This is a genomic window from Cellulosimicrobium sp. AB352 (assembly GCF_049538415.1).
Classification (GTDB): Bacteria; Actinomycetota; Actinomycetes; order Actinomycetales; family Cellulomonadaceae; genus Cellulosimicrobium; species Cellulosimicrobium funkei.
Map to the genome: position 1 here is coordinate 1 of NZ_JBMVFX010000009.1, position 26657 is coordinate 26657.

Sequence of the window (26657 nt, forward strand, 5' to 3'; positions counted from 1 at the left end):
GGCGAACCCGTCTTGGCTGACCCTCTCGTCGGCGTCGGCGCTGGCCCCGGCGTCCGCCCGAGCCGTCGCGGAGCGGGGGGTGTGCCGGCGTCGAGCCGGAGCAGAGGCAGCGCCCCCGGGCGCGCACCTCGCACCACGCTTCTCCGGACGCCGGGCAGAGCGGTGTGGCTGCGCCACCGAGCGCCGGCAGACGCAGGCTGATCGGGCTGCGGGCCGGCCGGAGGCGGGCCACGGCGCGTGTCCCCACTAGAATGGGGGCATGTCCACCATCTCCCGTGACGAGGTCGCGCGCGTCGCCGCGCTGGCCCGCATCGATCTGCGACCCGAGGAGCTGGACCGGCTCTCCGGCGAGCTCGACGTGATCGTCGACGCCATCGCCAAGGTCAGCGAGGTCGCGACGCCCGACGTCCCCGCGACGAGCCACCCGATCCCGATGTCGAACGTCTTCCGTGACGACATCCCCGAGCCGCCGCTGCCCGTCGAGGACGTCCTCGCGGGCGCGCCCGCGGCGGAGGACGGCCGGTTCTCCGTACCGCAGATCCTCGGGGAGGAGTGAGATGACGGACCTGACACGGCTCTCCGCGGCCGAGCTCGCCGAAGGGCTCGAGGCGCGCGACTTCTCGAGCGTCGAGGCCACCCAGGCGCACCTCGACCGGATCGGCGCGGTCGAGGGCGCGGTCAACGCGTTCCTCCACGTCAACACCGACGAGGCGCTGGCGACGGCGCGCTCGGTCGACGACCGCCGCGTCGCGGGCGAGCCGGTGCACCGGCTCGCCGGTGTGCCGATCGCGGTCAAGGACGTCGTCGTGACGAAGGGCATGCCGACGACGGCCGGCTCCAAGATCCTCGAGGGCTGGGTGCCGCCGTACGACGCGACGCTCGTCGAGAAGATCCGCGCCGCCGGGCTGCCGATCCTCGGCAAGACGAACATGGACGAGTTCGCCATGGGCTCGTCGACCGAGCACTCCGCGTACGGCAACACCCGCAACCCGTGGGACCTCGACCGGATCCCCGGCGGGTCGGGCGGCGGCTCCGCCGCGGCGGTGGCGGCGTTCGAGGCACCCCTCGCGATCGGCACGGACACGGGCGGCTCGATCCGTCAGCCCGGGGCCGTCACCGGCACCGTCGGCGTCAAGCCGACGTACGGCGGCGTCTCCCGGTACGGGCTCATCGCGATGGCGTCCTCGCTCGACCAGGCGGGCCCCGTCACGCGCACGGTGCTCGACGCCGCGCTGCTGCACGAGCTCATCGGCGGCTACGACCCGCGCGACTCCACGTCGATCCCCGGGCGCGGGCCGGCGCTCGTCGACGCCGCGGTCCAGGGCGCCACGGGCGACCTCTCGGGCCTGCGCGTCGGCGTCGTCAAGGAGCTCACGGGCGAGGGCTACCAGGAGGGCGTGAGCGCGCGCTTCGCGCAGTCGCTCGACCTCCTGCGCGGGCTCGGCGCCGAGATCGTCGAGGTCTCCTGCCCGCACTTCGAGTACGCGCTCGGCGCGTACTACCTGATCATGCCGTCGGAGGCGTCGAGCAACCTCGCGAAGTTCGACGGCATGCGCTTCGGCCTGCGCGTGGAGCCCGAGGAGGGCCCCGTGACCGCGGAGCGCGTCATGGCCGCCACGCGCGGCGCGGGCTTCGGCGACGAGGTGAAGCGCCGCATCATCCTCGGCACCTACGCGCTCTCGGCCGGCTACTACGACGCCTACTACGGCAGCGCGCAGAAGGTCCGCACGCTCATCCAGCGGGACTTCGCCGCCGCCTTCGAGCAGGCGGACGTCCTCGTCTCGCCGACGGCGCCGACCACGGCGTTCCGGTTCGGCGAGAAGCTCGACGACCCGCTCGCCATGTACCTCAACGACGTCGCGACGATCCCCGCCAACCTCGCGGGGGTCCCCGGGATGTCGGTGCCGTCGGGCCTGTCGGACGACGGCCTGCCCGTCGGGTTCCAGATCCTCGCGCCGGCCAAGGCCGACGACCGCATGTACCGGGTGGGCGCGGCCCTCGAGGCCGCCCTGGTCGGCTCGTGGGGTGGCCCGCTGCTCGACCGCGCGCCCGCGCTGCCCACGGCCACGAACGCACAGGAGGGCCAGGTCGGATGACCGCCACGACCGTCGACCTCGTCGACTACGCCGACGCCACGCGCCGCTACGACCCCGTCATCGGGATCGAGGTGCACGTCGAGCTCGGCACGCTGACCAAGATGTTCTGCCCGGCCGAGGTGAGCTTCGGCGCCGAGCCGAACACCCAGGTGACCCCGGTCTCGCTCGGGCTCCCGGGCGCCCTGCCGGTCGTCAACGGCAAGGCCGTCGAGTATGCGATCCGCATCGGCCTCGCGCTCAACTGCCAGATCGCCGAGACGTGCCGGTTCGCGCGCAAGAACTACTTCTACCCGGACGTCCCGAAGAACTTCCAGACGTCCCAGTACGACGAGCCCATCGCCTACGACGGGTGGATCGACGTCGAGCTCGAGGACGGGACCGTGTTCCGCGTCGAGATCGAGCGCGCGCACATGGAGGAGGACGCCGGCAAGAACACCCACGTGGGTGGGGCGACCGGTCGCATCCACGGTGCCGAGTACTCGCTCGTCGACTACAACCGCGCCGGCATCCCGCTCGTCGAGATCGTCACGCGGCCGATCACGGGCGCGGGCGACCGCGCCCCCGAGGTCGCGCGCGCGTACGTACAGACGCTGCGCGACATCTTCCGGGCGCTCGACGTGTCCGAGGCGCGCATGGAGCGCGGCAACGTCCGCGCCGACGTGAACCTCTCGCTGCGCCCGACGCCCGAGTCGCCGCTCGGCACGCGCACCGAGACGAAGAACGTCAACTCGTTCCGCTCCGTCGAGCGGGCCGTGCGCTACGAGGTCTCGCGCCAGGCCGCCGTGCTCGACGCGGGCGGCACGGTGATCCAGGAGACCCGGCACTGGCACGAGGACACGGGCATCACGACGTCGGGCCGCGTGAAGTCGGACGCCGAGGACTACCGGTACTTCCCGGAGCCCGACCTTGTCCCGATCGCGCCGCCGCGCGAGTGGATCGAGGAGATCCGTGCGGGGCTCCCCGAGCTGCCGGTCGCGCGTCGCCGTCGGCTCCAGGGCGAGTGGGGCTACGCGGACGCCGAGATGCGCGACGTCGTGAACGCCGGTGCGCTCGACCTCATCGAGGCCACCGTCGCCGCGGGCACCAGCCCGGCCGGTGCGCGCAAGTGGTGGATGGGGGAGCTCGCGCGCCGCGCCAAGCAGGACGAGGTGGCGCTCGAGGCGCTGCCCGTCACGCCCGCGCAGATCGCCGCGCTGCAGGGCCTCGTCGACGCGGGCCGGATCAACGACAAGCTCGCGCGCCAGGTGCTCGACGGCGTGCTCGCCGGCGAGGGGGACCCGGAGGCGGTCGTCACCGCCCGGGGCCTCGAGGTCGTCTCCGACGACGGTGCGCTGCTCGCCGCGATCGACGAGGCGCTCGCCGCGCAGCCGGACATCGTGGAAAAGGTCCGGGGCGGGAACCTCGGGCCCGTCGGGGCGATCATCGGTGCCGTGATGAAGGCGACCCGCGGCCAGGCGGACGCGGGCCGCGTGCGCGAGCTCGTCCTCGAGCGGATCGGCTGACCGCCGTGACGCGCGGACCGGTCGTCCTGGGAGAGATGGTGCGTCTGCGCCCGATCGAGGCGCGGGACGCGGACCGCATGTGGGAGTCGTTGCAGGACCCGGAGGCCAACCGGCTCACGGGGACGACGGCGACCTTCACGCGCGACCAGATCGACGAGTGGGTGGCGACCGTCAGCGACCGGGACGGCCGGTACGACTGGGCCATCACGCCGGGCGCGGTGCGTGACGGGCAGCCGGTGAGCGACGAGCTGATCGGCGAGATCGTGCTCAACGACCTCGACGAGCACGCGCGCTCGGCGAACCTGCGGCTCGCGCTGCTCCCGAACTACCGCGGGCGCGGCTACGGTCGCGAGGCCATCTTCGAGGTGCTGCGGTTCGCGTTCGACGGGTCGACGGACGTGGACGGCGTCCGGCACGAGGGACCGCGCCTGCACCGCGTGAGCCTCGACGTGCTGAGCATCAACCCCCGCGCCCGGATGCTCTACGAGTCGTTGGGCTTCCGCGAGGAGGGGCGACTGCGCGACGTCTACCGCGACGGCGACGGGTGGGCGGACGCGACGGTCATGAGCATCCTCGAGGACGAGTTCCGGGCGGGCCTCGGCGCGTCCTGAGCCGTCCGCGGGCACGACCGCACGAAGGGCCCGGCAGCATCCGCTGCCGGGCCCTTCGTCGTCCCGTCCTGCACCGGCTCCTCGCCGCGCGGACGTGCCCGTCAGGCGCGGTACGCCTGGCGCAGCAGCTCCACGCCGTCCAGCGTGCCCTCGAAGGACGTGCCACCGGTCATGACGACCACGAGCTCCTGGTCGGGGAAGAGCGCCAGGAGCTGGCCGCCCAGGCCGAGGGCGAAGACCATGCCGAGGTCCGGGTCGGCCCACCAGTGCCAGCCGTACGCGCCGATCCAGGGGTAGGTCCGGGTGCGGGGGCGCCAGCACTCGCGCAGCCAGTCGAGCGGCGCGACCTCCTCGCGCAGCACGGCGGTCCCGAGGCGCGCGAGGTCGGTCGGGAGGAGGCACAGCCCGTTGCCCGCGTGGCTGTAGCCGTTCCGGTCCGCGTAGAAGCGCCAGCGGCGGATGCCCGACGGGCGGAAGAGGTGCTCCTCCGCCAGCTGCTCGACGCTGCGACCCGTGCGCCGGTGGAGCACCGCACCGAGCAGGTGCGAGGACCCCGTGGAGTACCACATCGTGCGTCCGGGCTCGTCGACCAGCGACCGCTCCACGACGGCGCGCAGCAGGTCCTTGCTCGCCGTGAGCGGCGGGGCCGAGCCCCGCCAGGCGCCGAACTCCGGCCACTCGAGCCCCGACGTCATCCCCAGCAGGTGCTCGACGGTGATGGCGCGCTTGCGCTCGTCGTCGACCGGCACGTGCGGCAGGTGCGCAAGCGCCGAGGACGACAGGTCGACGTCGACGAGGCCCGCGAGGATGCCGGTGACGCTCTTCGTCACCGAGTTCAGCTTGGCGAGGCGGTCCGCTCCGTCGTGCCGGCGGAACCACGTGCGCTCGGTGGTCCCCGCGTGCACGACGACGAGCGCGTGCACGCCGGCGGTGCGCAGCCGCCGCTCCCAGCGCGGGCCGGTCCAGAGGTCGTCGATCATGGGGCAGGAACGTAGCGGCTCCGGCTCGCGGCGGACGACGGGATTACCGACGCGTGGCCGGGACGCACCGTGGTTGACATCACCCGACCCACGACGTACATTCATAAGACGGAAACAAACTTCCGAGATGTGGAATCCACTCCGAAGGTCGGGCCGTGTGCCGCCCGGCCCGGTCGTCGAGAGGGAACGCAGCGATGACGCTGGACGAGTTCAACCGGTGGTCGCCGGACGAGGCGCGGGACGCGCTCCTCGCGTGCGCCCACGTGGACCGCTGGGCCGAGGAGGTCGCGGCCGGGCGCCCGTACGCGACCGTGGAGGACGCCGCCGAGGCGGCGCTCACCGCCGCCGACCCGTGGACGGACGACGAGGTCGACTCCGCGCTGGCGCGCCACCCCCGGATCGGCGAGCGTGCCGAGGGGGAGGCCGCGGACGCGAGCATGTCGCGCTCCGAGCAGGCCGGCGTCGACACCTCCGACGACGACGTGACGCGCCGGCTCGCCGAGGGGAACCGCGCGTACGAGCAGCGGTTCGGCCACGTGTTCCTCGTCCGGGCCGCCGGGCGCAGCGCCGAGGAGATCCTCGAGCAGCTCACCGAGCGGCTGGGCAACGACGCCGAGACCGAGCGGGCGAACGCCGCCCGCAACCTGCGCGAGATCGCCGCGCTGCGGCTGAAGGGAATGCTGACGGCATGAGCACCCACGCCAGCCACATCACCACGCACGTACTCGACGCGGCCAGCGGTAGGCCCGCCGAGGGGATCACCGTCCGCCTGGAGGCGGCTCCGGAGATCGCGGAGGGGACGACGGGGCAGGGCTGGTCCCTGGTGGCGTCCTCCCGCACGAACGACGACGGTCGCGTGCCCCAGCTCGGGCCCGAGACCCTCGTCCCCGGTACGTACCGGCTCGTGTTCGACACGGCCGAGTACTTCGACCGGCGAGACACCGTGTCCTTCTACCCGGAGGTCGTCATCGTCTTCCGGGTGGCGAGCGCTGAGCAGCACTACCACGTCCCCGTCCTGCTCAGCCCGTTCGCCTACTCGACCTATCGAGGGAGCTGACATGAGCACCACCACGACTGCCGAGCAGTCGGCGGCCACGCAGAGCAGCGGGGCCATCGTCCTGGGCGACAACCAGTGGGGCAAGGCGGAGGTGCGCCTCGTGCGCGTCGACCGCTCCACGCCCCGCCACGAGATCACGGACGTCAACGTCTCCTCACAGCTGAGGGGCGGGCAGGAGGCCACGCACCGCGAGGGGGACAACTCCCGGTGCGTCGCGACGGACACGCAGAAGAACACGATCTACGCGTTCGCCCGCGACGGCGTCGGCGCGATCGAGGACTTCGCGATCCGCCTCGGGCAGCACTTCGTCGAGGACTTCGAGTGGATCGAGGGCGGGCGCTGGGAGATCGAGCAGTACTCCTGGAACCGCATCGAGACCTCGGACGGCGAGCACGACCACGCGTTCGTCCGCAACAACCAGGAGACGCGCACCACGGTCGTGCAGCGCGACGGCGACGAGGTCTTCGTCGTCTCGGGCCTCACGGACCTTGTCGTCCTCAAGTCGACGGGCTCGGAGTTCCACGGGTTCCCCCGCGACCGCTACACGACGCTCGTCGAGACGGACGACCGCATCCTCGCGACGTCGGTCACCTCGCGCTGGCGCTACACGACCACGGACGTCGACTTCGACGCGGTGTACGCGAAGGTCCGCGCGATCCAGCTCGAGGCGTTCGCGACGACGCACTCGCTCGCGCTCCAGCAGACGCTCTTCGCGATGGGCAAGGCCGTCCTGGAGGCCGTCCCGGAGATCGCGGAGATCAAGTTCTCGATGCCGAACAAGCACCACTTCCTCGTGGACCTGGCGCCGTTCGGCCTCGACAACCCGAACGAGGTCTTCTACGCGGCCGACCGCCCGTACGGTCTCATCGAGGCGACCGTCCTGCGTGAGGACGTCCCGGCCGAGCCGCGTGCCTGGGCGACCGTCACCGGGTTCTGCTGAGGCGTCATGACGGACGGACGCGCCCTGCCCGGCCGCGGAGCCCCCGCGGCCCGGCAGGGCGCGCCCGCCTCAGGGCGCCGCGGTGATGAGCTCGCGCGTGAGCTCGCTCGCGACGCGGTGCAGCACCGGGACCGCGTGCTCGCCGAACTCGTACGTCACGCGGGCCGCGGGCCCGGAGACGGACAGCGCGGTGGGGGTCGGGGCGTCGGGCACCGCGACGGCGAAGCAGCGCACGCCGAGCTCCTGCTCGCCGTCGTCGATCGCGTACCCGCGCTCGCGGGTCGCGGCGAGCTCTGCGAGGAGCGCGTCGACGTCGGTGATCGACTGGTCCGTCGCGGGCGGCATGCCGACGCGGCCCATGATCTCGCGCACCGTCTGGTCGGGGAGCTGGGCGAGGACCGCCTTGCCGACGCCCGTGCAGTGCGTGTAGACGCGCCGTCCGACCTCGGTGAACATGCGCATCGAGTGGCTCGACGACGCCTGGGCGACGTAGACCGCCATGTCGCGGTCGATCATCGCGAGGTTCGCCGACTCGCCGAGGTCGTGGGCGAGGCGCTCCAGGTAGGGGCGCGCGCCGGCGCCGAGCTGGCGGCCCGCCGACTCGCCGAGCCGGATGAGGCGCGGGCCGAGGGTGTATCGCCGCGACGGCGTCTGGCGCACGTAGCCCTGGGCGAGCAGCGTGCGCAGCAGGCGGTGGATCGTGGGCAGGGGGAGCCCCGCGTGCTGCGCGAGCTCGCTCAGGCCGGACTCGCCGCCGAAGTCGGCGAGCAGCTCGAGCAGCTCGATCGCGCGGTCCACGGACTGCACGCCCCCGGCCGGCTTCGCCGGCCGCGTGCCCGGGGCGCTCTCCGTCGGCTCCGTCGCCGCCGAGGTCTCGGCCATCTCACCATCTCCTGTCCACCAGGTGCCGCCCGACGGCGGGCGCACCTCGCCTGAGCAGTGCGGGAACCTCCCGCGCTCCCTTCCGCATCACGGAAGACACGCATCAGCATACGAGAAGAAGGAACGAACATGACGTCCGAGACGAAGGCCCCGGAGACGCAGGCCGCGACGGCGAAGAACGCCGCGACCAGCCCGAGCTACTCCATCACGCTGCGCGTCGAGGCCCCCAGCGGTCACCGCACGGCGAGCGACCTCGTCGCGGCCGTGAGCGCGACGGGTGCCGCGATCACGGGCGTCGACGTCTCGGAGTCGGGCGCCGACCGCCTCGTCGTCGACATCACGGCCGACACCGTCGACGCCGCGCACGTGGAGCAGATCCGGGACGCGCTGAGCGCGCTCGACGGCCTCACCGTGCGGCACGTGAGCGACGCGACGTTCCTCATGCACCTCGGCGGCAAGCTCGAGGTCAACCCCAAGGTGCCGCTGCGCCACCGCGCCGACCTGGCCCGCGCCTACACGCCGGGCGTGGCGCGCGTGTGCCTGGCCATCGCAGAGCGGCCCGAGGACGCGCGCCGTCTGACGGTCAAGCGCAACACGGTCGCGGTCGTGACCGACGGCACCGCCGTCCTCGGCCTGGGCGACATCGGTCCCGCCGCGGCCCTCCCCGTCATGGAGGGCAAGGCCGCGCTGTTCAAGCAGTTCGCGGGCGTCGACGCGTGGCCGGTGTGCCTCGACACGACCGACACCGAGGAGATCATCCGCACGGTGAAGGCCATCGCGCCCGTGTACGGCGGCATCAACCTCGAGGACATCTCGGCGCCGCGCTGCTTCGAGATCGAGCGCCGCCTGCGCGAGGAGCTCGACATCCCCGTGTTCCACGACGACCAGCACGGCACGGCGATCGTCGTGCTCGCGGCGCTGACGAACGCGCTGCGCGTGGTGGGCAAGGCCATCGAGGACGTGCGCATCGTCGTCTCCGGCGTCGGCGCGGCGGGCAACGCGATCATCGCGCTGCTCCAGGGCCAGGGCGCGGGCAACATCGTCGCGTTCGACCGCCAGGGCGCGATCCACCCCGGCGCGAGCCTCACCGACGAGCACCGCCGCCGCCTGGCGGAGACGACCAACCCTGACGGCTTCACGGGCACGCTGCGCGAGGGCCTGGCCGGGGCCGACGTCTTCATCGGCGTCTCCGGGCCGAACATCCTCACGGGCGACGACGTGGCCACCATGGCCGACGACGCGATCGTCTTCGCGCTGGCGAACCCCACGCCGGAGGTCGACCCGATCGCCGCGGCGCAGCACGCGACGGTCGTCGCCACGGGCCGGAGCGACTACCCGAACCAGATCAACAACGTGCTCGCCTTCCCGGGCCTCTTCCGCGGCCTGCTGGACGTCGGCGCGAGCGAGATCACCGACGAGATGCTGCGCGCCGCGGCCGTCGCGATCGCCGACGCCGTCGCGCCCGAGGAGCTCAGCGCGAGCTACATCGTCCCGAGCGTCTTCGAGCCGGCCGTCTCCACGGCCGTCGCGCGCGCCGTCGCCGAGGTCGCGGAGCGCGACCGCGCGGGCCAGGCTCAGGAGAGCAGCACGTCGGGCCACCACGTCGGGTCGGCAGCCCGGTCCTGACGCACCCTCGTCAGCCCGGCCCGCCCCGCAGAAAGGACACCACCATGACCACCACCACGGCCGTCGCCGTCCACGGACCCGCCGTCGAGCGGTCCGACGAGATCCTCACGCCGGACGCGCTCGACTTCGTCGCCGACCTGCAGCGCCGGTTCGGCGCCCGCCGCGACGAGCTGCTCGCCGCCCGGGCCGCGCGGCGCGAGCAGGTCGCCCGCACGGGTCGCCTCGACTTCCTGCCCGAGACCGCCGACGTGCGCGCGGGGGACTGGACGGTCGCCGGCGCGCCCGCCGACCTCCGAGACCGCCGCGTCGAGATCACCGGGCCCCCGACGCCCAAGATGGCGATCAACGCCCTCAACTCGGGCGCGAAGGTCTGGCTCGCCGACCTCGAGGACGCGTCGACGCCGCACTGGAGCAACGTCGTCGGGGGGCAGGTCGCCCTGCACGACGCGACGCGCCGCACGCTCGCGTTCACGTCGCCCGAGGGCAAGCAGTACGCGCTGCGCCCGGAGACCGACGGCGACCCGCTCGCCGTCATGGTCGTGCGGCCCCGTGGGTGGCACTTCGACGAGGTGCACCTCACCGTGGACGGGACGCCCGCCGTGGGCGCGCTCGTCGACTTCGGGCTGCACTTCTTCCACAACGCCGCGGAGCTCGTCGCGCGCGGCTCCGGGCCGTACTACTACCTGCCGAAGATGGAGTCGCACCTCGAGGCGCGCCTGTGGGACGAGGTCTTCACGCACGCGGAGCAGGCGCTCGGCATCCCGCACGGGACGATCCGGGCGACGGTCCTCATCGAGACGATCCCGGCCGCGTTCGAGATGGACGAGATCCTCTACGAGCTGCGCGACCACGCGTCCGGGCTCAACGCGGGCCGCTGGGACTACCTGTTCTCCGTGATCAAGTACTTCCGCGACTCCGGGCCGTCGTTCACGCTGCCCGACCGAGGGTCCATCACGATGACCGCGCCGTTCATGCGCGCGTACACCGAGCTGCTGGTGCAGACGTGCCACCGGCGCGGCGCGTTCGCCATGGGCGGCATGGCGGCCGTCATCCCGAACCGCCGCGAGCCCGAGGTCACCGCCCAGGCGTTCGAGAAGGTGCGCGCCGACAAGCAGCGCGAGGCCGGCGACGGCTTCGACGGGTCGTGGGTCGCGCACCCGGACCTCGTGCCGGTGTGCCGCGAGGTGTTCGACGGGGTGCTCGGCGAGCGACCCAACCAGCTCGACCGGCAGCGCCCCGACGTCCACGTCACCGCCGACCAGCTCCTCGACGTGGCGTCCGCGCAGGGCGACGTCACCGAGGCCGGGCTGCGCAACAACCTCTACGTGTCCGTCGCGTACGTCGCGGCGTGGCTCGCGGGCAACGGCGCGGTCGCGATCCACAACCTCATGGAGGACGCCGCGACCGCGGAGATCTCGCGCTCGCAGGTGTGGCAGTGGGTGCGCTCGGGCGCGTCGTTCACCGCGGGCGAGAGCGCGGGCACGACCGTCACCGCCGACCTGGTCCGCACGCTCCTGCGCGAGGAGACCGCGCGGCTGCGGGACGACGTCGGGCACGAGGCCTACGACGCCGGGCCGTACGACCGGGCGGCGGCGCTCGTCGAGGACATCGCGCTCAACGAGCACTACGTCGACTTCCTCACGCTGCCCGCGTACGAGGACGTCGTCGCGCACGAGCAGGACGCGTCCTGATGCCGGCCGGTCCCGAGGCGGGCTCGGTCCGCGGCTTCAGCGAGGACGGCGTCGCGGCGCTGCACGCGTCGCTCGACGGGCTGCTCGCGCCCTGGGACGCGGAGCTCGCGGCCCGCTACCCGGGCGACGACGGCTCGCGCCAGCCCGTGCACACCGTCTACGTGCCGGGCGACCGGTATGCGGCCGGCCTCGCGCCGGAGTGGGCGGCCCGGGCGCGCGAGGCGGTCGACGGCGCGGGCGGCGTCCGTCGGCTCGTGGACCTGCTGGGCGTCGGAGAGGGAGCTGGGGGCGACCTCGCGGACGCCGTCGCGGAGCGCGTGAGCGCGAAGCTCGCGGTCGAGGCGATCGAGGACCTCCGAATCGACTTCGAGGACGGGTTCGGCGACCGCGGCGACGCGGCGGAGGACGCCGCGGTGATCGCGGCGGCGCGCGAGCTCGTCCGGGCCGAGGCGCAGGGCACCGCGACGCCGTTCGCGGGCATCCGCATCAAGTGCCTCGAGGAGGCGACGCGCCGACGTGGCGTGCGCACCCTCGCGCTGTTCGTCGCGGAGGTCGTCGCGGGTCGCGTCGCGGCCGGCGAGGCCCGCGCCCTGCCGGACGGGTTCGTCGTGACGCTCGCCAAGGTCACCGCGCCCCAGCAGGTCGAGGCGATGGCCCGCGCGTGCGAGCACGTCGAGGAGGCGAACGGCCTCGAACCGGGCACCCTGCGGTTCGAGGTCCAGGTCGAGACGCCGCAGGCGCTGCTCGCGGCCGACGGCACGGCGACGGTCGCCCGCCTCGTGCACGCCGCGCCGGGTCGTGTCACGGCGCTGCACTACGGCACGTACGACTACTCGGCGTCGCTCGGCATCGCCGCGGCGTACCAGTCGATGGAGCACCCCGCGGCCGACCACGCGAAGTCGGTCATGCAGCTCGCCGTCGCGGGCACGGGCGTGCGCCTGTCGGACGGGTCGACGAACGTCCTGCCCGTCGGTGACCCCCAGGCCGTCGACGCCGCGTGGCGACTGCACGGGCGGCTCGTGCGCCGCTCGCTCGAGCGCGGGTACTACCAGGGCTGGGACCTGCACCCCGCGCAGCTCCCGAGCCGGTTCGCCGCGACGTACGCCTTCTACCGCGAGGGCGCGGCGTCGGCGCTCGCGCGCCTCGCGGCGTACGTCGGGTTCGTGCCCGACGCCGGGGGCGTCCTCGACGAGCCGGCGACGGCCAAGGCGATGGCCTGGTTCCTCGGACGCGGCGTCGACTGCGGCGCGCTCACCGAGACCGAGGTCCGCACCGCGACCGGTCTCGACCGTGCCGGGCTCGACGCGGTCCGCGTCTCCGGGCGCGCGCCGCAGCCCGTCGCGGGCTGAGCGCCCGCCCGCCCTCCCATCCTTCCCGCCGCCCGCCGTGGCACCGCCACCGGCACGGCCACGACCTCCGAGGAGTGACCCCATGACCCAGACCACCCCCTACTACACCCCGCAGGGTGGCCTGCCCGGCCAGACCGAGCTGCTCACCGACCGCGCGATCGTCACCGAGGCGTACACGGTGATCCCGCGCGGCGTGCTGCGCGACATCGTCACGAGCAACCTGCCCGGGTGGGACAAGACCCGGCTGTGGGTGCTCGCCCGGCCGATCGAGGGCTTCGCGACGACGTTCGCGCAGTACGTCATGGAGGTCTCGCCCGGCGGCGGGTCGGACCAGGGCGAGGACGAGGAGACCGTGCAGTCCGTCGTCTTCGTCACCGAGGGCACGCTCGTGCTCACGCTCGCCGGGGTCGAGCACGTGCTCGACCCCGGCGGGTACGCGTACCTGGCGGCGGGGGAGCGGTGGGCGCTGCACAACCGGTCGGACGCGAAGGCCGCGTTCCAGTGGATCCGCAAGGTGTACGAGCCGATCCCGGGCCACACCGCGACGTCGTTCGTCACGCGCGAGCAGGACGTCGAGCCGCGCGCGATGCCGGACACGGACGGCGTGTGGGTGACGACGCGGTTCGTCGACCCCGACGACCTCGCGCACGACATGCACGTCAACATCGTGACGTTCCAGCCCGGCGGGTCCATCCCGTTCGCGGAGACGCACATCATGGAGCACGGCCTCTACGTGCTCGAGGGCAAGGCGGTCTACCGCCTCAACGGCGACTGGGTCGAGGTCCAGGAGGGCGACTTCATGTGGCTCCGCGCGTTCTGCCCGCAGGCCTGCTACGCGGGCGGCCCCAAGCCGTTCCGCTACCTGCTCTACAAGGACGTGAACCGGCAGGTCAAGCTCGACCGTCGCCGCTGACGGCCGTCGGTCGCTCGTCGGCGATGACCCGCGAAGGGCCCGGTCCCCCTGGAGGGGCCGGGCCCTTCGTCGTCCGTGCGCTCCGGGCCGACGGCGGTGGCGCTGTTGACGCCCGGTGACGGGCATGCCTACACTTCCATACAGCAGAAGAAAAGTTCCGCAGAATGGAATCGCAAGGTCGCGAGACGCGGACGGACCCAGGGAGACGACGATGAGCCCCGCACCGACGTACACCGTCAACTGCTCGATCCTGCTCACGGACCTGCCGCTGCTCGAGCGGCCGGCCGCCGCCGCGGCGGCGGGGTTCCGGGGCGTCGAGTTCTGGTGGCCGTTCGCGTCGCCCACGCCCGCCCGCGACGAGGTGGACGCGTTCGTCGGCGCGATCGAGACGGCGGGCGTGCAGCTCACGGGCCTGAACTTCGACGCCGGGAACATGCCCGGCGGCGACCGCGGCCTCGTGTCGTGGCCCGCGCGCTCCGCCGACCTGCGCGCGAACCTCGACGTCGTCACCGCGATCGGGGAGCGCACCGGCTGCCGCGCGTTCAACGCGCTCTACGGCAACCGCCAGGAGGGTGAGACGCCCGAGGCGCAGGACGAGCTCGGCGCCGAGAACCTCGCGCTCGCGGCGCGGGCCGTCGGGCGCATCGGCGGCACGGTGCTCGTCGAGCCCGTGAGCGGCGCGCCGGCCTACCCGCTGAAGACCGCGGCCGACGCGGTGCGCGTCATCGACCGGGTCGCCGCCGACCACGGCGAGACGAACCTCGGTCTCCTGTTCGACGTCTACCACCTGGCCGTCAACGGCGACGACGTCGACGCGGCCCTGTCGACCTACCGCGGCCGCATCGCGCACGTGCAGGTCGCGGACGCGCCCGGTCGTGGCGAGCCCGGCACGGGCGACCTGCCGATCGAGCGCTGGACCAAGGACCTGCGCGCCGGCGGCTACGACGGCTGGATCGGCCTCGAGTACAAGACCGCGGCCGCCGACCCGTTCGCGTGGCTCCCCGCCGCCGAGCGCTGACGCGACCCCCGGCCGTCCGTCGGCCGCCCCGACCCCCGACCTGAACCACCCAGAGGAGCACACCATGGCCTCCATCGCCTTCATCGGACTCGGCATCATGGGCAGCCCCATGGCCGTCCACCTGCAGAACGCCGGGCACGACGTCGCGGGCTACAACCGGAGCCCCGAGAAGACCGCGCCGCTCGTCGAGGCGGGCGGTCGCGCGGCCGGGTCGGTCGCCGACGCGGTCTCGGGCGCCGACGTCGTCGCGATCATGGTCCCGGACTCGCCCGACGTGGAGGCGGTGCTCACCGGCGACGACGGCGTCCTCGCGAACGCGAAGCCCGGCGCGCTCGTCGTCGACTTCTCCTCGATCCGCCCGGACGTCACGGTCGCGCTCGCGCAGCAGGCGAAGGACGCGGGCCTGCGGATCGTCGACGCCCCCGTCTCGGGCGGCGAGCCGGGCGCGATCAACGCCGCGCTGTCGATCATGGTCGGCGGCACGCCCGAGGACGTCGAGGCAGCCAAGCCGTTCCTCGACGTCGTGGGCAAGACGGTCGTGCACGTGGGCCCGAACGGCTCCGGCCAGACGGTCAAGGCCGCGAACCAGCTCATCGTCGCCGCGAACATCCAGGCGCTTGCCGAGGCGGTCGTCTTCCTCGAGGCCTACGGCGTCGACACCGAGGCCGCGATCGAGGTCCTGGGCGGCGGCCTCGCGGGCTCGGCGGTGCTGAACCAGAAGGCGCGCAAGATGCTCGACCGCGACTTCGGCCCCGGCTTCCGGGTCGAGCTCCACCACAAGGACCTCGGCATCGTCACCGCCGCGGCCCGCGAGGCGGGTGTCGTCGCGCCGCTCGGCGGCCTCGTCGCCCAGCTCATGGCCTCCGCCCGCGCGAACGGCGACGGCGGCCTCGACCACTCCGGCCTGTTCCGCGGCGTCGAGCGCCTGTCCGGCCGCGACGGCTCCTGACCTTCCCCCTGACGACGACGTCACCTCCAGCAAGGAGAGAAACCATGCCTCGTATGCGTGCGGTGGACGCCGCAGTGGCGATCCTCGAGATCGAGGGCGCGACCCAGGCCTTCGGCCTGCCCGGCGCCGCCATCAACCCCTTCTACTCCGCGATGCGCGCGCACGGCGGCATCGACCACGTGCTCGCCCGCCACGTCGAGGGTGCGTCGCACATGGCCGACGGCTACTCCCGTGCGAAGCCGGGGAACATCGGCATCTGCATCGGCACGTCGGGCCCCGCGGGCACCGACATGATCACCGGCCTCTACGCCGCGTGGGCCGACTCGATCCCGATGCTCTGCATCACGGGCCAGGCGCCGGTCGCCAAGCTCGACAAGGAGGACTTCCAGGCCGTCGACATCGCGAGCATCGCCGCTCCGGTGACGAAGATGGCCAAGACCGTCCTCGAGGCCGGGCAGGTGCCGCAGGTCTTCCAGCAGGCGTTCCACCTCATGCGCTCGGGCCGCCCGGGCCCGGTGCTCGTCGACCTGCCGATCGACGTGCAGCTCACGGAGATCGAGTTCGACCCGGCGACCTACGAGCCGCTGCCCGTGCACCGCCCGACGGCGACGCGCGCCCAGGCCGAGAAGGCGATCGACCTGCTGCTCGCGGCGGAGCGTCCCCTGCTGGTCGCGGGCGGCGGCATCGTCAACGCGGGCGGCGAGGACCTGCTCGTCGAGCTCGCCGAGACGCTCGGCGTCCCCGTGATCCCCACGCTCATGGGCTGGGGCGTCATCCCGGACGACCACGCGCTCATGGCCGGCATGGCCGGTCTCCAGACGTCGCACCGCTACGGCAACGCGAACCTGCTCGCGTCCGACTTCGTGCTCGGCATCGGCAACCGCTGGGCCAACCGCCACACGGGCGGCCTCGACACGTACCGCGCGGGCCGCACGTTCGTCCACGTCGACATCGAGCCGACGCAGATCGGTCGCGTGTTCGCGCCCGACTACGGCATCGTGTCGGACGCGAAGGCGGCCCTCGAGCTGTTCGTCGAGGTCGCGCGCGAGCGCCGCGACGCCGGCCGTGCGCGCGACTACGCGGACTGGGCGGCCGAGTGCGCCGAGCGCAAGCGGACGCTGCAGCGCAAGACGCACTTCACCGAGATCCCCATCAAGCCGCAGCGCGTGTACGAGGAGATGAACAAGGCCTTCGGCCCCGAGACGCGCTACGTCACGACCATCGGGCTCTCGCAGATCGCCGGCGCGCAGTTCCTCCACGTGTACAAGCCGCGGCACTGGATCAACGCGGGCCAGGCCGGGCCCCTCGGCTGGACGGGGCCGGCGGCGCTCGGTGTCGCGAAGGCCGTGCCGGACGAGCCGGTCGTCGCGCTCTCGGGCGACTACGACTTCCAGTTCATGATCGAGGAGCTCGCGGTCGGCGCGCAGTTCAACCTGCCGTACGTGCACGTCGTCGTGAACAACTCCTACCTGGGCCTGATCCGCCAGGCGCAGCGGGCCTTCGACATGGACTACCACGTCCAGCTCTCGTTCGAGAACGTCAACTCGCCCGAGCTGGGCGGCTACGGCGTCGACCACGTCAAGGTGGCCGAGGGGCTGGGCTGCAAGGCGATCCGCGTGACCGACCCCGAGGGGCTCGGCGAGGCGTTCGCGAAGGCGCAGGCCATGGCGGCGGAGTTCCGCGTGCCGGTCGTGGTCGAGGTCATCCTCGAGCGCGTCACGAACATCGCCATGGGCGTCGAGATCACCGGCGTGAACGAGTTCGAGGACCTCGCGATCTCGGCCGAGGACGCCCCCACCGCCACCGCGCTGCTCGACTGAGCACGCCGCACCCAGGGAGCAGGAGACATGACGGAGGGCGCGATGGGCACGGGTGAGGTGAGCGGTCGCGGGCACGAGTACGACCTCGTCGTGCGCGGCGAGCGCGTGCTCGTCGCCGGTGGCGAGCACCCGCGCGAGGTGGGTGTCGTCGGGGGAGTGGTCCGCGCGATCGAGCCGCTCGGCGCGGGGCTCGACGGCGCGCGCGTCGTCGAGCTGGGGCCGCACCAGGTGCTGGTCCCCGGGCTCGTCGACACGCACGTGCACGTGAACGAGCCGGGGCGCACCGAGTGGGAGGGCTTCGCGTCCGCGACACGGGCCGCCGCCGCGGGCGGGGTGACGACGATCGTCGACATGCCGCTCAACTCGATCCCGCCGACGGTCGACGTCGAGGCGCTCGAGACCAAGCAGAAGGTCGCGCGCGACCAGGCGTTCGTCGACGTCGGGTTCTGGGGCGGCGCCGTGCCCGGCAACGCGGACGAGCTGCGGCCCCTGTGGGACGCGGGCGTGTTCGGGTTCAAGTGCTTCCTGCTGCACTCGGGGGTCGAGGAGTTCGGGTACCTCGAGCCGGACGAGCTGGAGGCCGACCTGCGCCTGCTCGCCGACTTCGACGGGCTCATGCTCGTGCACGCCGAGGACTCGCGCGCGATCGAGCGGGCGCCCACCCCGCACGGCGACCACTACGACACGTTCCTCGCGTCGCGCCCGCGCGGCGCGGAGAACGTCGCGATCGCCGCCGTGATCGAGGCGGCGCGCTGGACCGGGGCGCGCGCGCACGTGCTGCACCTGTCGAGCTCGGACGCGCTGCCGATGATCCGGAGCGCGAAGCGCGAGGGCGTGCGCCTCACGGTCGAGACGTGCCCGCACTACCTGGCGCTCGCGGCCGAGGAGATCCCCGACGGCGCGACGCAGTTCAAGTGCTGCCCGCCCATCCGGGAGATCGACAACCGCGAGCTGCTCTGGGAGGGGCTGCTCGACGGCACGATCGACTGCATCGTCTCGGACCACTCGCCGAGCACGCCCGACCTCAAGGAGCTCGACACGGGCGACTTCGGGACGGCGTGGGGCGGCGTGTCGTCGCTCCAGCTCGGGCTCGCGATCGTGTGGACCGAGGCGCGGACGCGCGGCGTGCCGTTCGCGCGCGTCGTCGAGTGGATGTCGGCTCGCCCGGCGGCCGTCGCGGGCCTGCGGCGCAAGGGCTCGATCGCGCTCGGCTTCGACGCGGACCTCGCGGTGGTCGAGCCGGACACGGCGTTCGTCGTCGACCCGAAGGCCCTGCACCACAAGAACCCCATCACGCCGTACGCCGACCGCGCGCTCTCGGGCGCCGTCGTCGCGACGTACCTGCGGGGCGAGGAGATCACCCTCGACCGCCCCACGGGCCGCCTGCTCTCGCGCGGCGACGCGTGAGGGGCTGAGACTCCCGTGCCCGGCCGCGGGGGCCGGGCACGGGGAACCACCTGACCCGCGCACGACGAGGGGCGGCACCGCTGGTGGGTGCCGCCCCTCGTCGCGCGCTGGTAGAGCCCGGGTCAGCCGAGGTAGAGCCGTGGTCGCCCGGGGTAGAGCCGTGGTCGTGACCACGGCTCTACCCCGGCGGACCAGGGCTCTACCTCGGCGGACCAGGGCTCTACCTCGGCGGGGTGGAGGGCGTGGGGGTCAGGAATCCGCGAGGAGCTCGTCGAGCTGCTCGTAGCCCTCGCGCACGCCGACCTCCATGCCGCTCGCGACGAAGCCGTCGCGGCCCTCGAACGAGTCGACGAGCGACGTCGCGGTGAGCCGGCTGCGGCCGTCGGGCAGGTCCTCGAACACGAGGCGGTCGAGCGAGACGCCGTCGGGGAAGCCCTCGAACGTGAACGTCTGGACGATGAGCTCGTCGGGGCGCACCTCGTGGACGCTGCCGAAGAACGCGTACTCGTTGCCGTCCGGGTCGACCTGGACGTACCGGTACGCGCCGCCCGTGCGCACGTCCCAGAGCTCGTTGCGCTGGGTGAGGTAGCGCGGGCCGTTCCAGCGCGCGAAGAGCTCCGGGTCGAGGTGGGCGCGGAAGACCTTCGCCGCGGGCGCGTCGAACTCGCGCACGATGCGGACGATCGGGAGGTCCGTGGGGACGACGATCTCGGTCTCGTGGGTGCCGGTGGTGGTCATGGTGCTGCTCCTGTCGTCGGGTCGTTCTCGGTGGTGCCCGGTCGGTCGGGCAGGTCGCGCAGGACGTCGTCGAGGCGGCGGTAGCGGTCCTCGGCCTCGCGCCGGTAGCGCTCGATCCACTTCGTCATGAGGTCCAGCACCTCCGCCTCGAGGTGCACGGGGGCGCGCCGGGCGTCCGTCGTGCGGGTCACCAGGCCGGAGTCCTCGAGCACGCGCAGGTGCTTGGACACCGCCTGGACGGACATGTCGTACGGCCGGGCGAGCTCGCCGACGCTGGCGTCTCCCGACGCGAGCCGGGCCACCATGTCGCGGCGCGTGGGGTCGGCGAGCGCCGAGAACACGCGGGAGAGCGGGTCGGCCGTCACGGGACCTCCTCGTGGGGCGCCGGGGTGCGGCGTCCGGTCATCAACTCATCGGTTGACAACGACGCTACGCCGCACTCGGAGAGTCGTCAACCCTTTGGTTGAGAAAGAGGCGTCAGACGCGCCGGGCCCGCTCGAAGTCGTCGAGCGAGACCTTCCGCTCGACGGCGTGGTCGACGATCCGCTCGGGGTACCCGGCCGGCAGCTCGCGCAGCGTCCACGGCTCGTGGACCGCCCGGCCCTCGACCTCCCGCAGCTCCGGCACCCACCGGCGCACGTACGTGCCGTCGGGGTCGAACTTCTTGCCCTGGGTGACGGGGTTGAAGATGCGGAAGTACGGCGCGGCGTCGCGGCCGGTCCCCGCGACCCACTGCCAGTTGAGCTGGTTCTGCGAGACGTCGCCGTCCGCGAGGTGCGCCATGAAGTGCTCCGCGCCGCGCTGCCACCGCACGTGCAGGTCCTTGACGAGGAACGACGCCACGACCATCCGCACGCGGTTGTGCATCCACCCCTCGCCGAGGAGCTGGCGCATCCCGGCGTCGACGAGCGGGTAGCCCGTGCGGCCCTCGGCCCACGCGGCGAGGTACGCGTCCTCGGCGGCACCCTCCGCCCACGCGTCCTCCGGGACGACGGTCCGCAACGACTGCTGCGCCGCCCCCGGGTGGTGGTACAGGACGTCCGCGTGGAACTCGCGCCAGGCGAGCTCGGAGCGGTAGGCGAGCGCGTCGTCGGACGGCGCGGAGCCGTCGTGCAGGGCGCTCCGCACGTCGGCGAGGAGCGTGCGCGGGTGCAGCTCGCCCCACTTCAGCGGCACCGACATGCCCGACGTCGCGGGCCGGTCCGGGCGGTCGCGCTCGGTCGCGTAGCCCGCGAGGTGGTCCGCGAGGAAGTCGCGCCAGCGCCGTCGCGCCGCGGCCTCGCCCGCCGCGGGGAGCCGGGCGTCGGTACCGGGGTCGGCGGGGACGCCGTCCGACCGGAGCGTGGCCCACGGCACGTCGCGCGGCCTCGGCGCCGGGTCGCGCCAGCCGTGCTCGACCCACGCGTCGCGGAACGGCGTGAAGACCTGGAACGGGGTCCCGGTGCGCGTGCGCAGGCGCCCCGGCGCGACGGCGTAGGGCGAGCCGGTGCGCACGAGGTGCGCGTCGGCGTCGGGCAGCGCCTCCTCGACCGCGACGTCGCGGGCGACGCCGTAGGGCTCGAACGACGCCGCGACGTGCACCTCGCGCGCCTCGACCTCGCGCGCGACGGCGGGCACGACGGCGCGCGGGTCGCCGTGCCGGACGACGAGCCGGCCGCCCGTCGCCTCGTCGAGCGCGGCGAGGCTGCGCGCGAGGTAGGCGCGGCGCGGGTCGCCCGCGGCGCCCCACAGGCGGGGGTCGAGCACGTAGAGCGCGACGACCTCGTCGTCCGCGTCCCGGGCGGCCTGCACCGCCGCGACGAGGGCCGGGTTGTCGGCGAGGCGGAGGTCGCGGCGGCACCACCAGAGCGTCGGCATCCGGCCACGCTAACGGTCGCAGGCGGTGCACGCCGGTGGGAGCATCGCAGGATGGGTGGTGACGACCGACGAGAGCAGGACGACGCGCGACGCCGTGCGCTCGGGCGCGAGGCGCGCACCGAGCCGGAGGCCGGGGCACCGCCCCTCGGGCCGGGGACCGCGGCCGGTGTAGGGGCCGCCGAGGGCCCCGCAGCGGGGGCCATCGTCGGGGACCACGCGTTCTTCGGGCACCCGCGCGGGCTGCTGACGCTCTTCACCACCGAGCTGTGGGAGCGGTTCAGCTACTACGGGATGCGCGCGATCCTGCTGTTCTACCTCACGGACACCGTGGCGAACGGCGGCCTGGGCATCGGGGAGACGACGGGCCTCGCGCTCGTGTCGATCTACGGCACCAGCGTGTACCTGCTGTCCGTCGTGGGCGGCTGGCTCGCGGACCGCGTGATCGGGTCCCGGCGCTCCGTCCTGTACGGCGGCATCATCATCGCGGCCGGGCACGTGAGCCTCACGGTCCCCGGCGCGGGCTTCTCGATGGTGGGCATCGCGCTCGTCGCGCTCGGCACCGGCCTGCTCAAGCCGAACGTGTCGTCGATGGTCGGCGAGCTGTACGCGCGCGACGACCCGCGCCGCGACTCGGGCTTCTCGATCTTCTACATGGGCATCAACCTCGGCTCGTTCGTCGCGCCGTTCCTCGTGGGCGCCGCGCGGGCCTGGGGCGGCTACCACGCGGGCTTCGCCGTGGCCGCGGTGGGGATGGCCGTCGCGCTCGTGTTCTTCGTCGCGGGCCGGCGCTACCTCGGCGAGGCGGGGGCGCACGTGCCCAACCCCGTCCGCCCCGAGGAGCGCGCGAAGATCGCGCGGATCTTCCTCCTCATCGCGGGCGGCGTGGTGCTCGTCGGTCTGGTCGCCGTCCTCGTCGCGGGCGGGTTCGAGATCTCGACCTTCATCGACACGATGTCCTACCTGGCGTTCCTCGCGCCGATCGCCTACTTCATCGTCATGTACCGCTCGCCGCGCGTGACGGACGCCGAGCGGCCGCGCGTCATCGCGTACATCCCGCTGTTCGTCGCGGCGATGCTCTTCTGGATGATCTTCGAGCAGGCGGCCACGACGCTCTCGGCGTTCGCGAAGGACCGCACCGACCTGACGTTCTTCGGCGTGGGCATCAGCCCCGAGTTCTTCCAGTCGGTGAACCCGCTGTCGATCATCGTCCTCGCGCCCGTGTTCGCGTGGATCTGGCTCAAGACGGGCGACCGCCCGACGACGGCCAACAAGTTCGCGATCGGCCTCACCCTCGCGTCGGTGTCGTTCCTCTTCCTCGCGGCCGCGTCGGCCGTCGTCGGCGACGGCAAGGCGCCGTCGTGGGTGCTCGTGCTCGTCTACGTGATCCAGACGCTCGGCGAGCTGTGCCTGTCGCCGGTCGGCCTCGCCGCGACGACGCTGCTCGCGCCCAAGGCGTTCCGGTCCCAGGCGATGGCCCTGTGGTTCCTCGCGCCCGCCGCCGGGCAGGCCATCACGGCGCAGGTCGTGCAGGTCACCGAGGGTGCCTCCGACACCGCGTACTTCGGCGGCATCGGCGCCATCACCCTCGTGTTCGCGCTCGCGCTGTTCGCGCTCGCGCCGTGGGTCACGCGGCACATCCGCCACGCCGACGAGCTCGAGGGCGCGCACACCGCCGGGGCCTGAGGGCGGCGTCGGACGACGGAGCGGGGCCGCGACGTCGCGGCCCCGCTCCGGTCCTGCACCCGTGGTGGTGCCAGTCCCGCGGCGCGTCAGCGCAGCCAGGCCGCCCGGCGCACGAGGGGGAGGGCCGCCCAGCGTCGGCCGAGGCCCCACGTGTCGCCCGCGAGCGTCGTCGCGAGGACGGCGAGTAGCAGGATCACGAGGACGTGGTCGTCGACGACCGGGTTGTTCGAACCGGCCGCGAGCGGCCACTGCGAGAGCCACAGCATCGCGAACAGGACCGTGCCGCTCACCGCGGCGACCCGCAGGCCGATCCCCAGCAGGAGCGCGAGGCCGACGCCCAGCAGCCCGAGCATGAAGAGCCAGTCGGTGACGGGGCTCGCCATCGCGGCGAACGTGCTCGCGAGCGGGCCCTGGGCGCCGTTCTCGAGGTAGCCCTGCGTGGGTGCGCCCCCCGCGAGCCACGCGCGCTCGCGCGGGGTCGCGTACCCGAGGCCGACGAGCTTGTCGGTGAACGGCCACAGGAAGACGACGGCCGTGCCGATCCGCGTGAGCGCGAGGGCGTGGCGGGCCGACGAGCGCGTGACGACGTCGTCCTGGGTGACGGGGCCGGTGGTGCGCGCTGCGGCCCCCGGGGTGGCGCCGGGCGGCGCGGCGGTGGTGGACGTGGACATGGAGGTGCCCCCTCGGGAGAGAAGTGGTCGGGTCGGGGCCGGCGAGGACCCACCCCGACCCGAGCGGTGTGCCGCTCCCCGTCGAGGCGTCGCGGTGGTCGTCCGGCCGTGACGTGCTCGCCCACGGTGGCAGGGGTACGGGAGGCGGTTCAACCCTTACGTCCGGATCGCGTGGACATCCCGTAGGTCCCTCGGGGCTACGTACGTAGGCCGCACGACCACGAGACGGACGCCTCGGCCGGACCGCCCCGACGAGGCGTAATGTGACCCGGCGGCCGGAGGATCGGTCGCAGCACCCCGTCGAAGGAGCTGACCCGGAATGAGCCGCCCCCTGCGCTCTCGGACGTCCACCCACGGCCGCAACATGGCCGGCGCCCGCGCCCTCTGGCGCGCGACCGGCATGGGCGCGGAGGACTTCGGCAAGCCGATCATCGCGATCGCCAACTCGTACACGCAGTTCGTCCCCGGCCACGTCCACCTCAAGGACATGGGCGACCTCGTCGCGTCCGCGATCCGCGAGGCCGGCGGCGTCTCCAAGGAGTTCAACACCATCGCCGTCGACGACGGCATCGCCATGGGCCACGGCGGCATGCTCTACTCGCTCCCGAGCCGCGACCTCATCGCCGACTCGGTCGAGTACATGGTCAACGCGCACTGCGCCGACGCCCTCGTGTGCATCTCGAACTGCGACAAGATCACGCCCGGCATGCTCAACGCCGCGCTGCGGCTCAACATCCCGGTGATCTTCGTGTCCGGCGGGCCCATGGAGGCCGGCAAGGCGGTCGTCGCCGACGGCGTCGCGAAGACCCCGCTCAACCTCGTCAACGCGATCAACTACTCGGCCGACGACGCGGTGTCCGACGCCGCGCTCGCCCAGGTCGAGGAGAACGCGTGCCCCACGTGCGGGTCGTGCTCCGGCATGTTCACCGCGAACTCGATGAACTGCCTCACCGAGGCGCTCGGCCTGTCGCTCCCCGGCAACGGCTCGACCCTCGCGACGCACGCCGCGCGCAAGGAGCTCTTCCTCGAGGCCGGCCGCACGATCGTCGGGCTCGCGAAGCGCTACTACGAGGACGAGGACGACTCCGTCGCGCCCCGCTCGATCGCGACCAAGGCCGCGTTCTCGAACGCCATGGCGCTCGACGTCGCGATGGGCGGCTCGACGAACACCGTGCTGCACATCCTCGCCGCCGCGCAGGAGGGGGGCGTCGACTTCGACCTCACCGACATCGAGCGCATCAGCCGCCAGGTGCCGTGCCTGTCCAAGGTCGCGCCGAACCACCCGAACTTCCACATGGAGGACGTGCACCGCGCCGGCGGCATCCCCGCCCTCCTGGGCGAGCTCGACCGCGCGGGCCTGCTCGACCACGACGTCACGAGCGTCCACACGCCGACGCTGCGCGAGTGGCTCGACGACTGGGACGTCCGGGGCGGCAAGGCGACCGAGCGGGCCGTCGAGCTGTTCCACGCGGCGCCCGGGGGAGTGCGCACCACGCAGGCGTTCTCGACGTCGAACCGCTGGGAGTCGCTCGACACCGACGCGGCCGAGGGCTGCATCCGCGACCTCGAGCACGCGTACACCGTCGAGGGCGGGCTCGCCGTGCTGCGCGGCAACCTCGCCGAGGACGGCGCCGTGTTCAAGACCGCCGGCGTCGACCCGGACGTCTTCCACTTCGTCGGCACGGCGCTCGTCTGCGAGTCGCAGGACGAGGCCGTCGAGAAGATCCTCACCAAGCAGGTCCAGCCCGGGCACGTCGTCGTCGTGCGCTACGAGGGCCCCGCGGGCGGCCCCGGCATGCAGGAGATGCTGTACCCGACGTCGTTCATCAAGGGCCGCGGCCTCGGCAAGGTCACCGCGCTCATCACCGACGGCCGCTTCTCCGGCGGGTCGTCGGGCATCTCCGTCGGCCACGTCTCGCCCGAGGCCGCCGCGGGCGGCGTCATCGGCCTCGTCGAGGACGGCGACGAGATCGAGATCGACGTCGACACGCGCCTCATCCGCCTCAACGTGCCCGACGACGTGCTCGCCGAGCGCCGCGCCAAGATGGAGGCGCGCGAGAACCCGTGGCAGCCGGTCGACCGCGACCGCTACGTCTCGCCCGCCCTCCAGGCCTATGCCGCCATGGCGACGTCCGCCGACCGCGGCGCCGTCCGCGACGTGTCGCTCATCAAGCGCCGCTGACCCGACGACGACGGGCCCGCACCTCCCGAGGTGCGGGCTCGTCGTCGTGCGCGGGCGCGGAGCCCCACGCGGCGAGGGTCAGCACTCCTCCTCGGACTGCTCGGTGACGACCCACCGCGTGCCCTGCGGCACCATGACGGCGGTCCCGCAGTCGCCGCCGTCGTAGACGACGGACAGCACCGTCGCGTCGGCGCGCTCCTCGCGGACGCCGACCTCGACCTCCGGCACGTCGCCCACGGCCGCGTAGAGACCGGCGGTGGTCGTGGTCATCGACGCGCAGTCCGTGATGCCCGGCCACCCCTGTGCCGTCATCTCGGCGACCATCCGGTCGACGAGCTCCGGTGCGAGGTAGCCGCACGCGACCTCGACGTCGGGCGCGCGGCTCGCGGCCAGCCACGCGCGGAACGACTCCTCGGGCGTCTCGACCTGCCCCTGGGGAGCCTCCTCGGCGCTCGCGGTCTCCGTCGCGGTCGCGGCGTCGTCGGGCGTCCCGGTCGTCGCGTCCGGTGCGGGGGCGGACGTCGCGGAGGTGGGGGAGCCGGGGCTCGTGCCCGACGGCGCGGGAGCCGCGCACGCGGCGGTCGCGGCCAGGGCGAGGACGGGCAGGACGGCTCGGACGGCTCCGGGGCGTGTGTGCACGGCCCCATGATGCCGTGCGCCTCGCACCGCGGTCGGCCCGTCTCGG

Annotated in this window: 24 protein-coding genes; 17 read left to right on the forward strand and 7 right to left on the reverse strand. The window is 73.3% G+C overall.

The genetic code is table 11. The features are described from left to right. The first annotated feature begins 259 nt into the window (after positions 1 to 259). Genes gatC through ACPCUX_RS08240 form a run of 4 tightly spaced genes read left to right on the forward strand, consistent with a single transcriptional unit; the run spans position 260 to position 4209 of the window. Entirely contained in the window at positions 260 to 556 is a 297-nt protein-coding gene (gatC, locus tag ACPCUX_RS08225) for an Asp-tRNA(Asn)/Glu-tRNA(Gln) amidotransferase subunit GatC (RefSeq protein WP_021480419.1), read from the forward strand. Between the two features lies 1 nt (position 557). Beyond that, positions 558 to 2096: an Asp-tRNA(Asn)/Glu-tRNA(Gln) amidotransferase subunit GatA gene (gene gatA, locus ACPCUX_RS08230; RefSeq protein WP_085387601.1), complete on the forward strand. Its 1539-nt coding sequence runs from the start codon at positions 558 to 560 to the stop codon at positions 2094 to 2096. After that, positions 2093 to 3598: an Asp-tRNA(Asn)/Glu-tRNA(Gln) amidotransferase subunit GatB gene (gatB, locus tag ACPCUX_RS08235; protein ID WP_021480421.1), complete on the forward strand. Its 1506-nt coding sequence runs from the start codon at positions 2093 to 2095 to the stop codon at positions 3596 to 3598. The genes gatA and gatB overlap by 4 nt, the downstream gene beginning before the upstream one ends. 5 nt (positions 3599 to 3603) lie before the next feature. Next, positions 3604 to 4209: a GNAT family N-acetyltransferase gene (locus tag ACPCUX_RS08240; protein WP_043654210.1), complete on the forward strand. Its 606-nt coding sequence runs from the start codon at positions 3604 to 3606 to the stop codon at positions 4207 to 4209. 101 nt (positions 4210 to 4310) lie between these two features. Here the strand turns inward: ACPCUX_RS08240 and ACPCUX_RS08245 are convergent, their stop codons facing one another. Beyond that, entirely contained in the window at positions 4311 to 5189 is an 879-nt protein-coding gene (locus ACPCUX_RS08245) for a serine hydrolase domain-containing protein (protein ID WP_423388535.1), read from the reverse strand. Positions 5190 to 5383: 194 nt separating this feature from the next. On the opposite strand from ACPCUX_RS08245, the gene uraD reads away from it, so the two are divergent. Genes uraD through pucL form a run of 3 tightly spaced genes read left to right on the forward strand, consistent with a single transcriptional unit; the run spans position 5384 to position 7186 of the window. Continuing rightward, a complete protein-coding gene (uraD, locus tag ACPCUX_RS08250; protein ID WP_021480423.1) occupies positions 5384 to 5881 on the forward strand; it encodes a 2-oxo-4-hydroxy-4-carboxy-5-ureidoimidazoline decarboxylase in 498 nt (165 codons plus the stop codon). Next, on the forward strand, positions 5878 to 6246 hold the full coding sequence (gene uraH / locus ACPCUX_RS08255; protein WP_021480424.1) for a hydroxyisourate hydrolase: 369 nt from the start codon (positions 5878 to 5880) through the stop codon (positions 6244 to 6246). The genes uraD and uraH overlap by 4 nt, the downstream gene beginning before the upstream one ends. A gap of 1 nt (position 6247) precedes the next feature. Then, on the forward strand, positions 6248 to 7186 hold the full coding sequence (pucL, locus tag ACPCUX_RS08260; protein WP_021480425.1) for a factor-independent urate hydroxylase: 939 nt from the start codon (positions 6248 to 6250) through the stop codon (positions 7184 to 7186). 69 nt (positions 7187 to 7255) lie between these two features. Here pucL and ACPCUX_RS08265 read toward each other — a convergent pair whose 3' ends face one another. Continuing rightward, the gene (locus ACPCUX_RS08265; RefSeq protein WP_051028102.1) at positions 7256 to 8068 is read right to left on the reverse strand and encodes an IclR family transcriptional regulator; all 813 of its coding nucleotides are present in this window, start codon (positions 8066 to 8068) and stop codon (positions 7256 to 7258) included. 129 nt (positions 8069 to 8197) lie between these two features. On the opposite strand from ACPCUX_RS08265, the gene ACPCUX_RS08270 reads away from it, so the two are divergent. From ACPCUX_RS08270 to allB, 8 genes are all read left to right on the forward strand, one after another. Beyond that, positions 8198 to 9694 (forward strand): NAD-dependent malic enzyme, encoded by a 1497-nt coding sequence (locus ACPCUX_RS08270; protein ID WP_137280992.1) that lies wholly within the window; start codon positions 8198 to 8200, stop codon positions 9692 to 9694. Between the two features lie 44 nt (positions 9695 to 9738). Beyond that, complete coding sequence (aceB, locus tag ACPCUX_RS08275; protein WP_085387606.1) at positions 9739 to 11385, forward strand: malate synthase A; 1647 nt, start codon at positions 9739 to 9741, stop codon at positions 11383 to 11385. Continuing rightward, positions 11385 to 12734, forward strand: coding sequence for a DUF6986 family protein (locus ACPCUX_RS08280; RefSeq protein ID WP_423388536.1), 1350 nt, complete (start codon positions 11385 to 11387; stop codon positions 12732 to 12734). The genes aceB and ACPCUX_RS08280 overlap by 1 nt, the downstream gene beginning before the upstream one ends. Before the next feature lie 82 nt (positions 12735 to 12816). Then, positions 12817 to 13647 (forward strand): bifunctional allantoicase/(S)-ureidoglycine aminohydrolase, encoded by an 831-nt coding sequence (locus ACPCUX_RS08285; RefSeq protein WP_171468156.1) that lies wholly within the window; start codon positions 12817 to 12819, stop codon positions 13645 to 13647. Between the two features lie 211 nt (positions 13648 to 13858). Beyond that, positions 13859 to 14665, forward strand: a complete 807-nt coding sequence (locus tag ACPCUX_RS08290) for a hydroxypyruvate isomerase family protein (RefSeq protein ID WP_034652231.1) — start codon at positions 13859 to 13861, stop codon at positions 14663 to 14665. Between the two features lie 64 nt (positions 14666 to 14729). After that, on the forward strand, positions 14730 to 15614 hold the full coding sequence (locus ACPCUX_RS08295) for a 2-hydroxy-3-oxopropionate reductase (RefSeq protein ID WP_423388537.1): 885 nt from the start codon (positions 14730 to 14732) through the stop codon (positions 15612 to 15614). Between the two features lie 44 nt (positions 15615 to 15658). Next, a complete protein-coding gene (gcl, locus tag ACPCUX_RS08300) occupies positions 15659 to 17434 on the forward strand; it encodes a glyoxylate carboligase (RefSeq protein ID WP_423388538.1) in 1776 nt (591 codons plus the stop codon). Positions 17435 to 17476: 42 nt separating this feature from the next. Then, a complete protein-coding gene (gene allB, locus ACPCUX_RS08305; protein WP_144722666.1) occupies positions 17477 to 18841 on the forward strand; it encodes an allantoinase AllB in 1365 nt (454 codons plus the stop codon). A gap of 249 nt (positions 18842 to 19090) precedes the next feature. Here allB and ACPCUX_RS08310 read toward each other — a convergent pair whose 3' ends face one another. The 3 genes from ACPCUX_RS08310 to ACPCUX_RS08320 form a co-directional block, all read right to left on the reverse strand. Next, a complete protein-coding gene (locus ACPCUX_RS08310) occupies positions 19091 to 19579 on the reverse strand; it encodes an SRPBCC family protein (protein WP_076405758.1) in 489 nt (162 codons plus the stop codon). After that, on the reverse strand, positions 19576 to 19944 hold the full coding sequence (locus ACPCUX_RS08315) for an ArsR/SmtB family transcription factor (protein ID WP_043654229.1): 369 nt from the start codon (positions 19942 to 19944) through the stop codon (positions 19576 to 19578). Before ACPCUX_RS08315 ends, ACPCUX_RS08310 begins: the two co-directional genes overlap by 4 nt. Positions 19945 to 20056: 112 nt before the next feature. Continuing rightward, entirely contained in the window at positions 20057 to 21436 is a 1380-nt protein-coding gene (locus tag ACPCUX_RS08320; RefSeq protein ID WP_423388539.1) for a cryptochrome/photolyase family protein, read from the reverse strand. 51 nt (positions 21437 to 21487) lie between these two features. Here ACPCUX_RS08320 and ACPCUX_RS08325 point away from each other — a divergent pair, with 51 nt between their 5' ends. Beyond that, positions 21488 to 23119 (forward strand): peptide MFS transporter, encoded by a 1632-nt coding sequence (locus ACPCUX_RS08325; protein WP_083711909.1) that lies wholly within the window; start codon positions 21488 to 21490, stop codon positions 23117 to 23119. Between the two features lie 86 nt (positions 23120 to 23205). Here ACPCUX_RS08325 and ACPCUX_RS08330 read toward each other — a convergent pair whose 3' ends face one another. Next, the gene (locus tag ACPCUX_RS08330) at positions 23206 to 23790 is read right to left on the reverse strand and encodes a DoxX family protein (RefSeq protein WP_051028307.1); all 585 of its coding nucleotides are present in this window, start codon (positions 23788 to 23790) and stop codon (positions 23206 to 23208) included. Between the two features lie 319 nt (positions 23791 to 24109). Between ACPCUX_RS08330 and ilvD the strand changes: the two genes are divergently transcribed. Then, positions 24110 to 25972 (forward strand): dihydroxy-acid dehydratase, encoded by a 1863-nt coding sequence (gene ilvD, locus ACPCUX_RS08335; RefSeq protein ID WP_021482360.1) that lies wholly within the window; start codon positions 24110 to 24112, stop codon positions 25970 to 25972. A 78-nt stretch (positions 25973 to 26050) separates the two neighbouring features. Here the strand turns inward: ilvD and ACPCUX_RS08340 are convergent, their stop codons facing one another. Continuing rightward, a complete protein-coding gene (locus tag ACPCUX_RS08340; RefSeq protein ID WP_051028306.1) occupies positions 26051 to 26611 on the reverse strand; it encodes a hypothetical protein in 561 nt (186 codons plus the stop codon). Positions 26612 to 26657 lie beyond the last annotated feature (46 nt).

Excerpts from the sequence above, each read along its gene's own strand:
- gatC (WP_021480419.1), top strand. The coding sequence starts at position 260 with ATGTCCACCATCTCCCGTGACGAGGTCGCGCGCGTCGCCGCGCTGGCC.
- gatA (WP_085387601.1), top strand. The coding sequence starts at position 558 with ATGACGGACCTGACACGGCTCTCCGCGGCCGAGCTCGCCGAAGGGCTC.
- gatB (WP_021480421.1), top strand. The coding sequence starts at position 2,093 with ATGACCGCCACGACCGTCGACCTCGTCGACTACGCCGACGCCACGCGC.
- ACPCUX_RS08245 (WP_423388535.1), bottom strand. The coding sequence starts at position 5,189 with ATGATCGACGACCTCTGGACCGGCCCGCGCTGGGAGCGGCGGCTGCGC.
- uraD (WP_021480423.1), top strand. The coding sequence starts at position 5,384 with ATGACGCTGGACGAGTTCAACCGGTGGTCGCCGGACGAGGCGCGGGAC.
- uraH (WP_021480424.1), top strand. The coding sequence starts at position 5,878 with ATGAGCACCCACGCCAGCCACATCACCACGCACGTACTCGACGCGGCC.
- pucL (WP_021480425.1), top strand. The coding sequence starts at position 6,248 with ATGAGCACCACCACGACTGCCGAGCAGTCGGCGGCCACGCAGAGCAGC.
- ACPCUX_RS08265 (WP_051028102.1), bottom strand. The coding sequence starts at position 8,068 with ATGGCCGAGACCTCGGCGGCGACGGAGCCGACGGAGAGCGCCCCGGGC.
- ACPCUX_RS08270 (WP_137280992.1), top strand. The coding sequence starts at position 8,198 with ATGACGTCCGAGACGAAGGCCCCGGAGACGCAGGCCGCGACGGCGAAG.
- aceB (WP_085387606.1), top strand. The coding sequence starts at position 9,739 with ATGACCACCACCACGGCCGTCGCCGTCCACGGACCCGCCGTCGAGCGG.
- ACPCUX_RS08280 (WP_423388536.1), top strand. The coding sequence starts at position 11,385 with ATGCCGGCCGGTCCCGAGGCGGGCTCGGTCCGCGGCTTCAGCGAGGAC.
- ACPCUX_RS08285 (WP_171468156.1), top strand. The coding sequence starts at position 12,817 with ATGACCCAGACCACCCCCTACTACACCCCGCAGGGTGGCCTGCCCGGC.
- ACPCUX_RS08290 (WP_034652231.1), top strand. The coding sequence starts at position 13,859 with ATGAGCCCCGCACCGACGTACACCGTCAACTGCTCGATCCTGCTCACG.
- ACPCUX_RS08295 (WP_423388537.1), top strand. The coding sequence starts at position 14,730 with ATGGCCTCCATCGCCTTCATCGGACTCGGCATCATGGGCAGCCCCATG.
- gcl (WP_423388538.1), top strand. The coding sequence starts at position 15,659 with ATGCCTCGTATGCGTGCGGTGGACGCCGCAGTGGCGATCCTCGAGATC.
- allB (WP_144722666.1), top strand. The coding sequence starts at position 17,477 with ATGGGCACGGGTGAGGTGAGCGGTCGCGGGCACGAGTACGACCTCGTC.
- ACPCUX_RS08310 (WP_076405758.1), bottom strand. The coding sequence starts at position 19,579 with ATGACCACCACCGGCACCCACGAGACCGAGATCGTCGTCCCCACGGAC.
- ACPCUX_RS08320 (WP_423388539.1), bottom strand. The coding sequence starts at position 21,436 with ATGCCGACGCTCTGGTGGTGCCGCCGCGACCTCCGCCTCGCCGACAAC.
- ACPCUX_RS08325 (WP_083711909.1), top strand. The coding sequence starts at position 21,488 with ATGGGTGGTGACGACCGACGAGAGCAGGACGACGCGCGACGCCGTGCG.
- ACPCUX_RS08330 (WP_051028307.1), bottom strand. The coding sequence starts at position 23,790 with ATGTCCACGTCCACCACCGCCGCGCCGCCCGGCGCCACCCCGGGGGCC.
- ilvD (WP_021482360.1), top strand. The coding sequence starts at position 24,110 with ATGAGCCGCCCCCTGCGCTCTCGGACGTCCACCCACGGCCGCAACATG.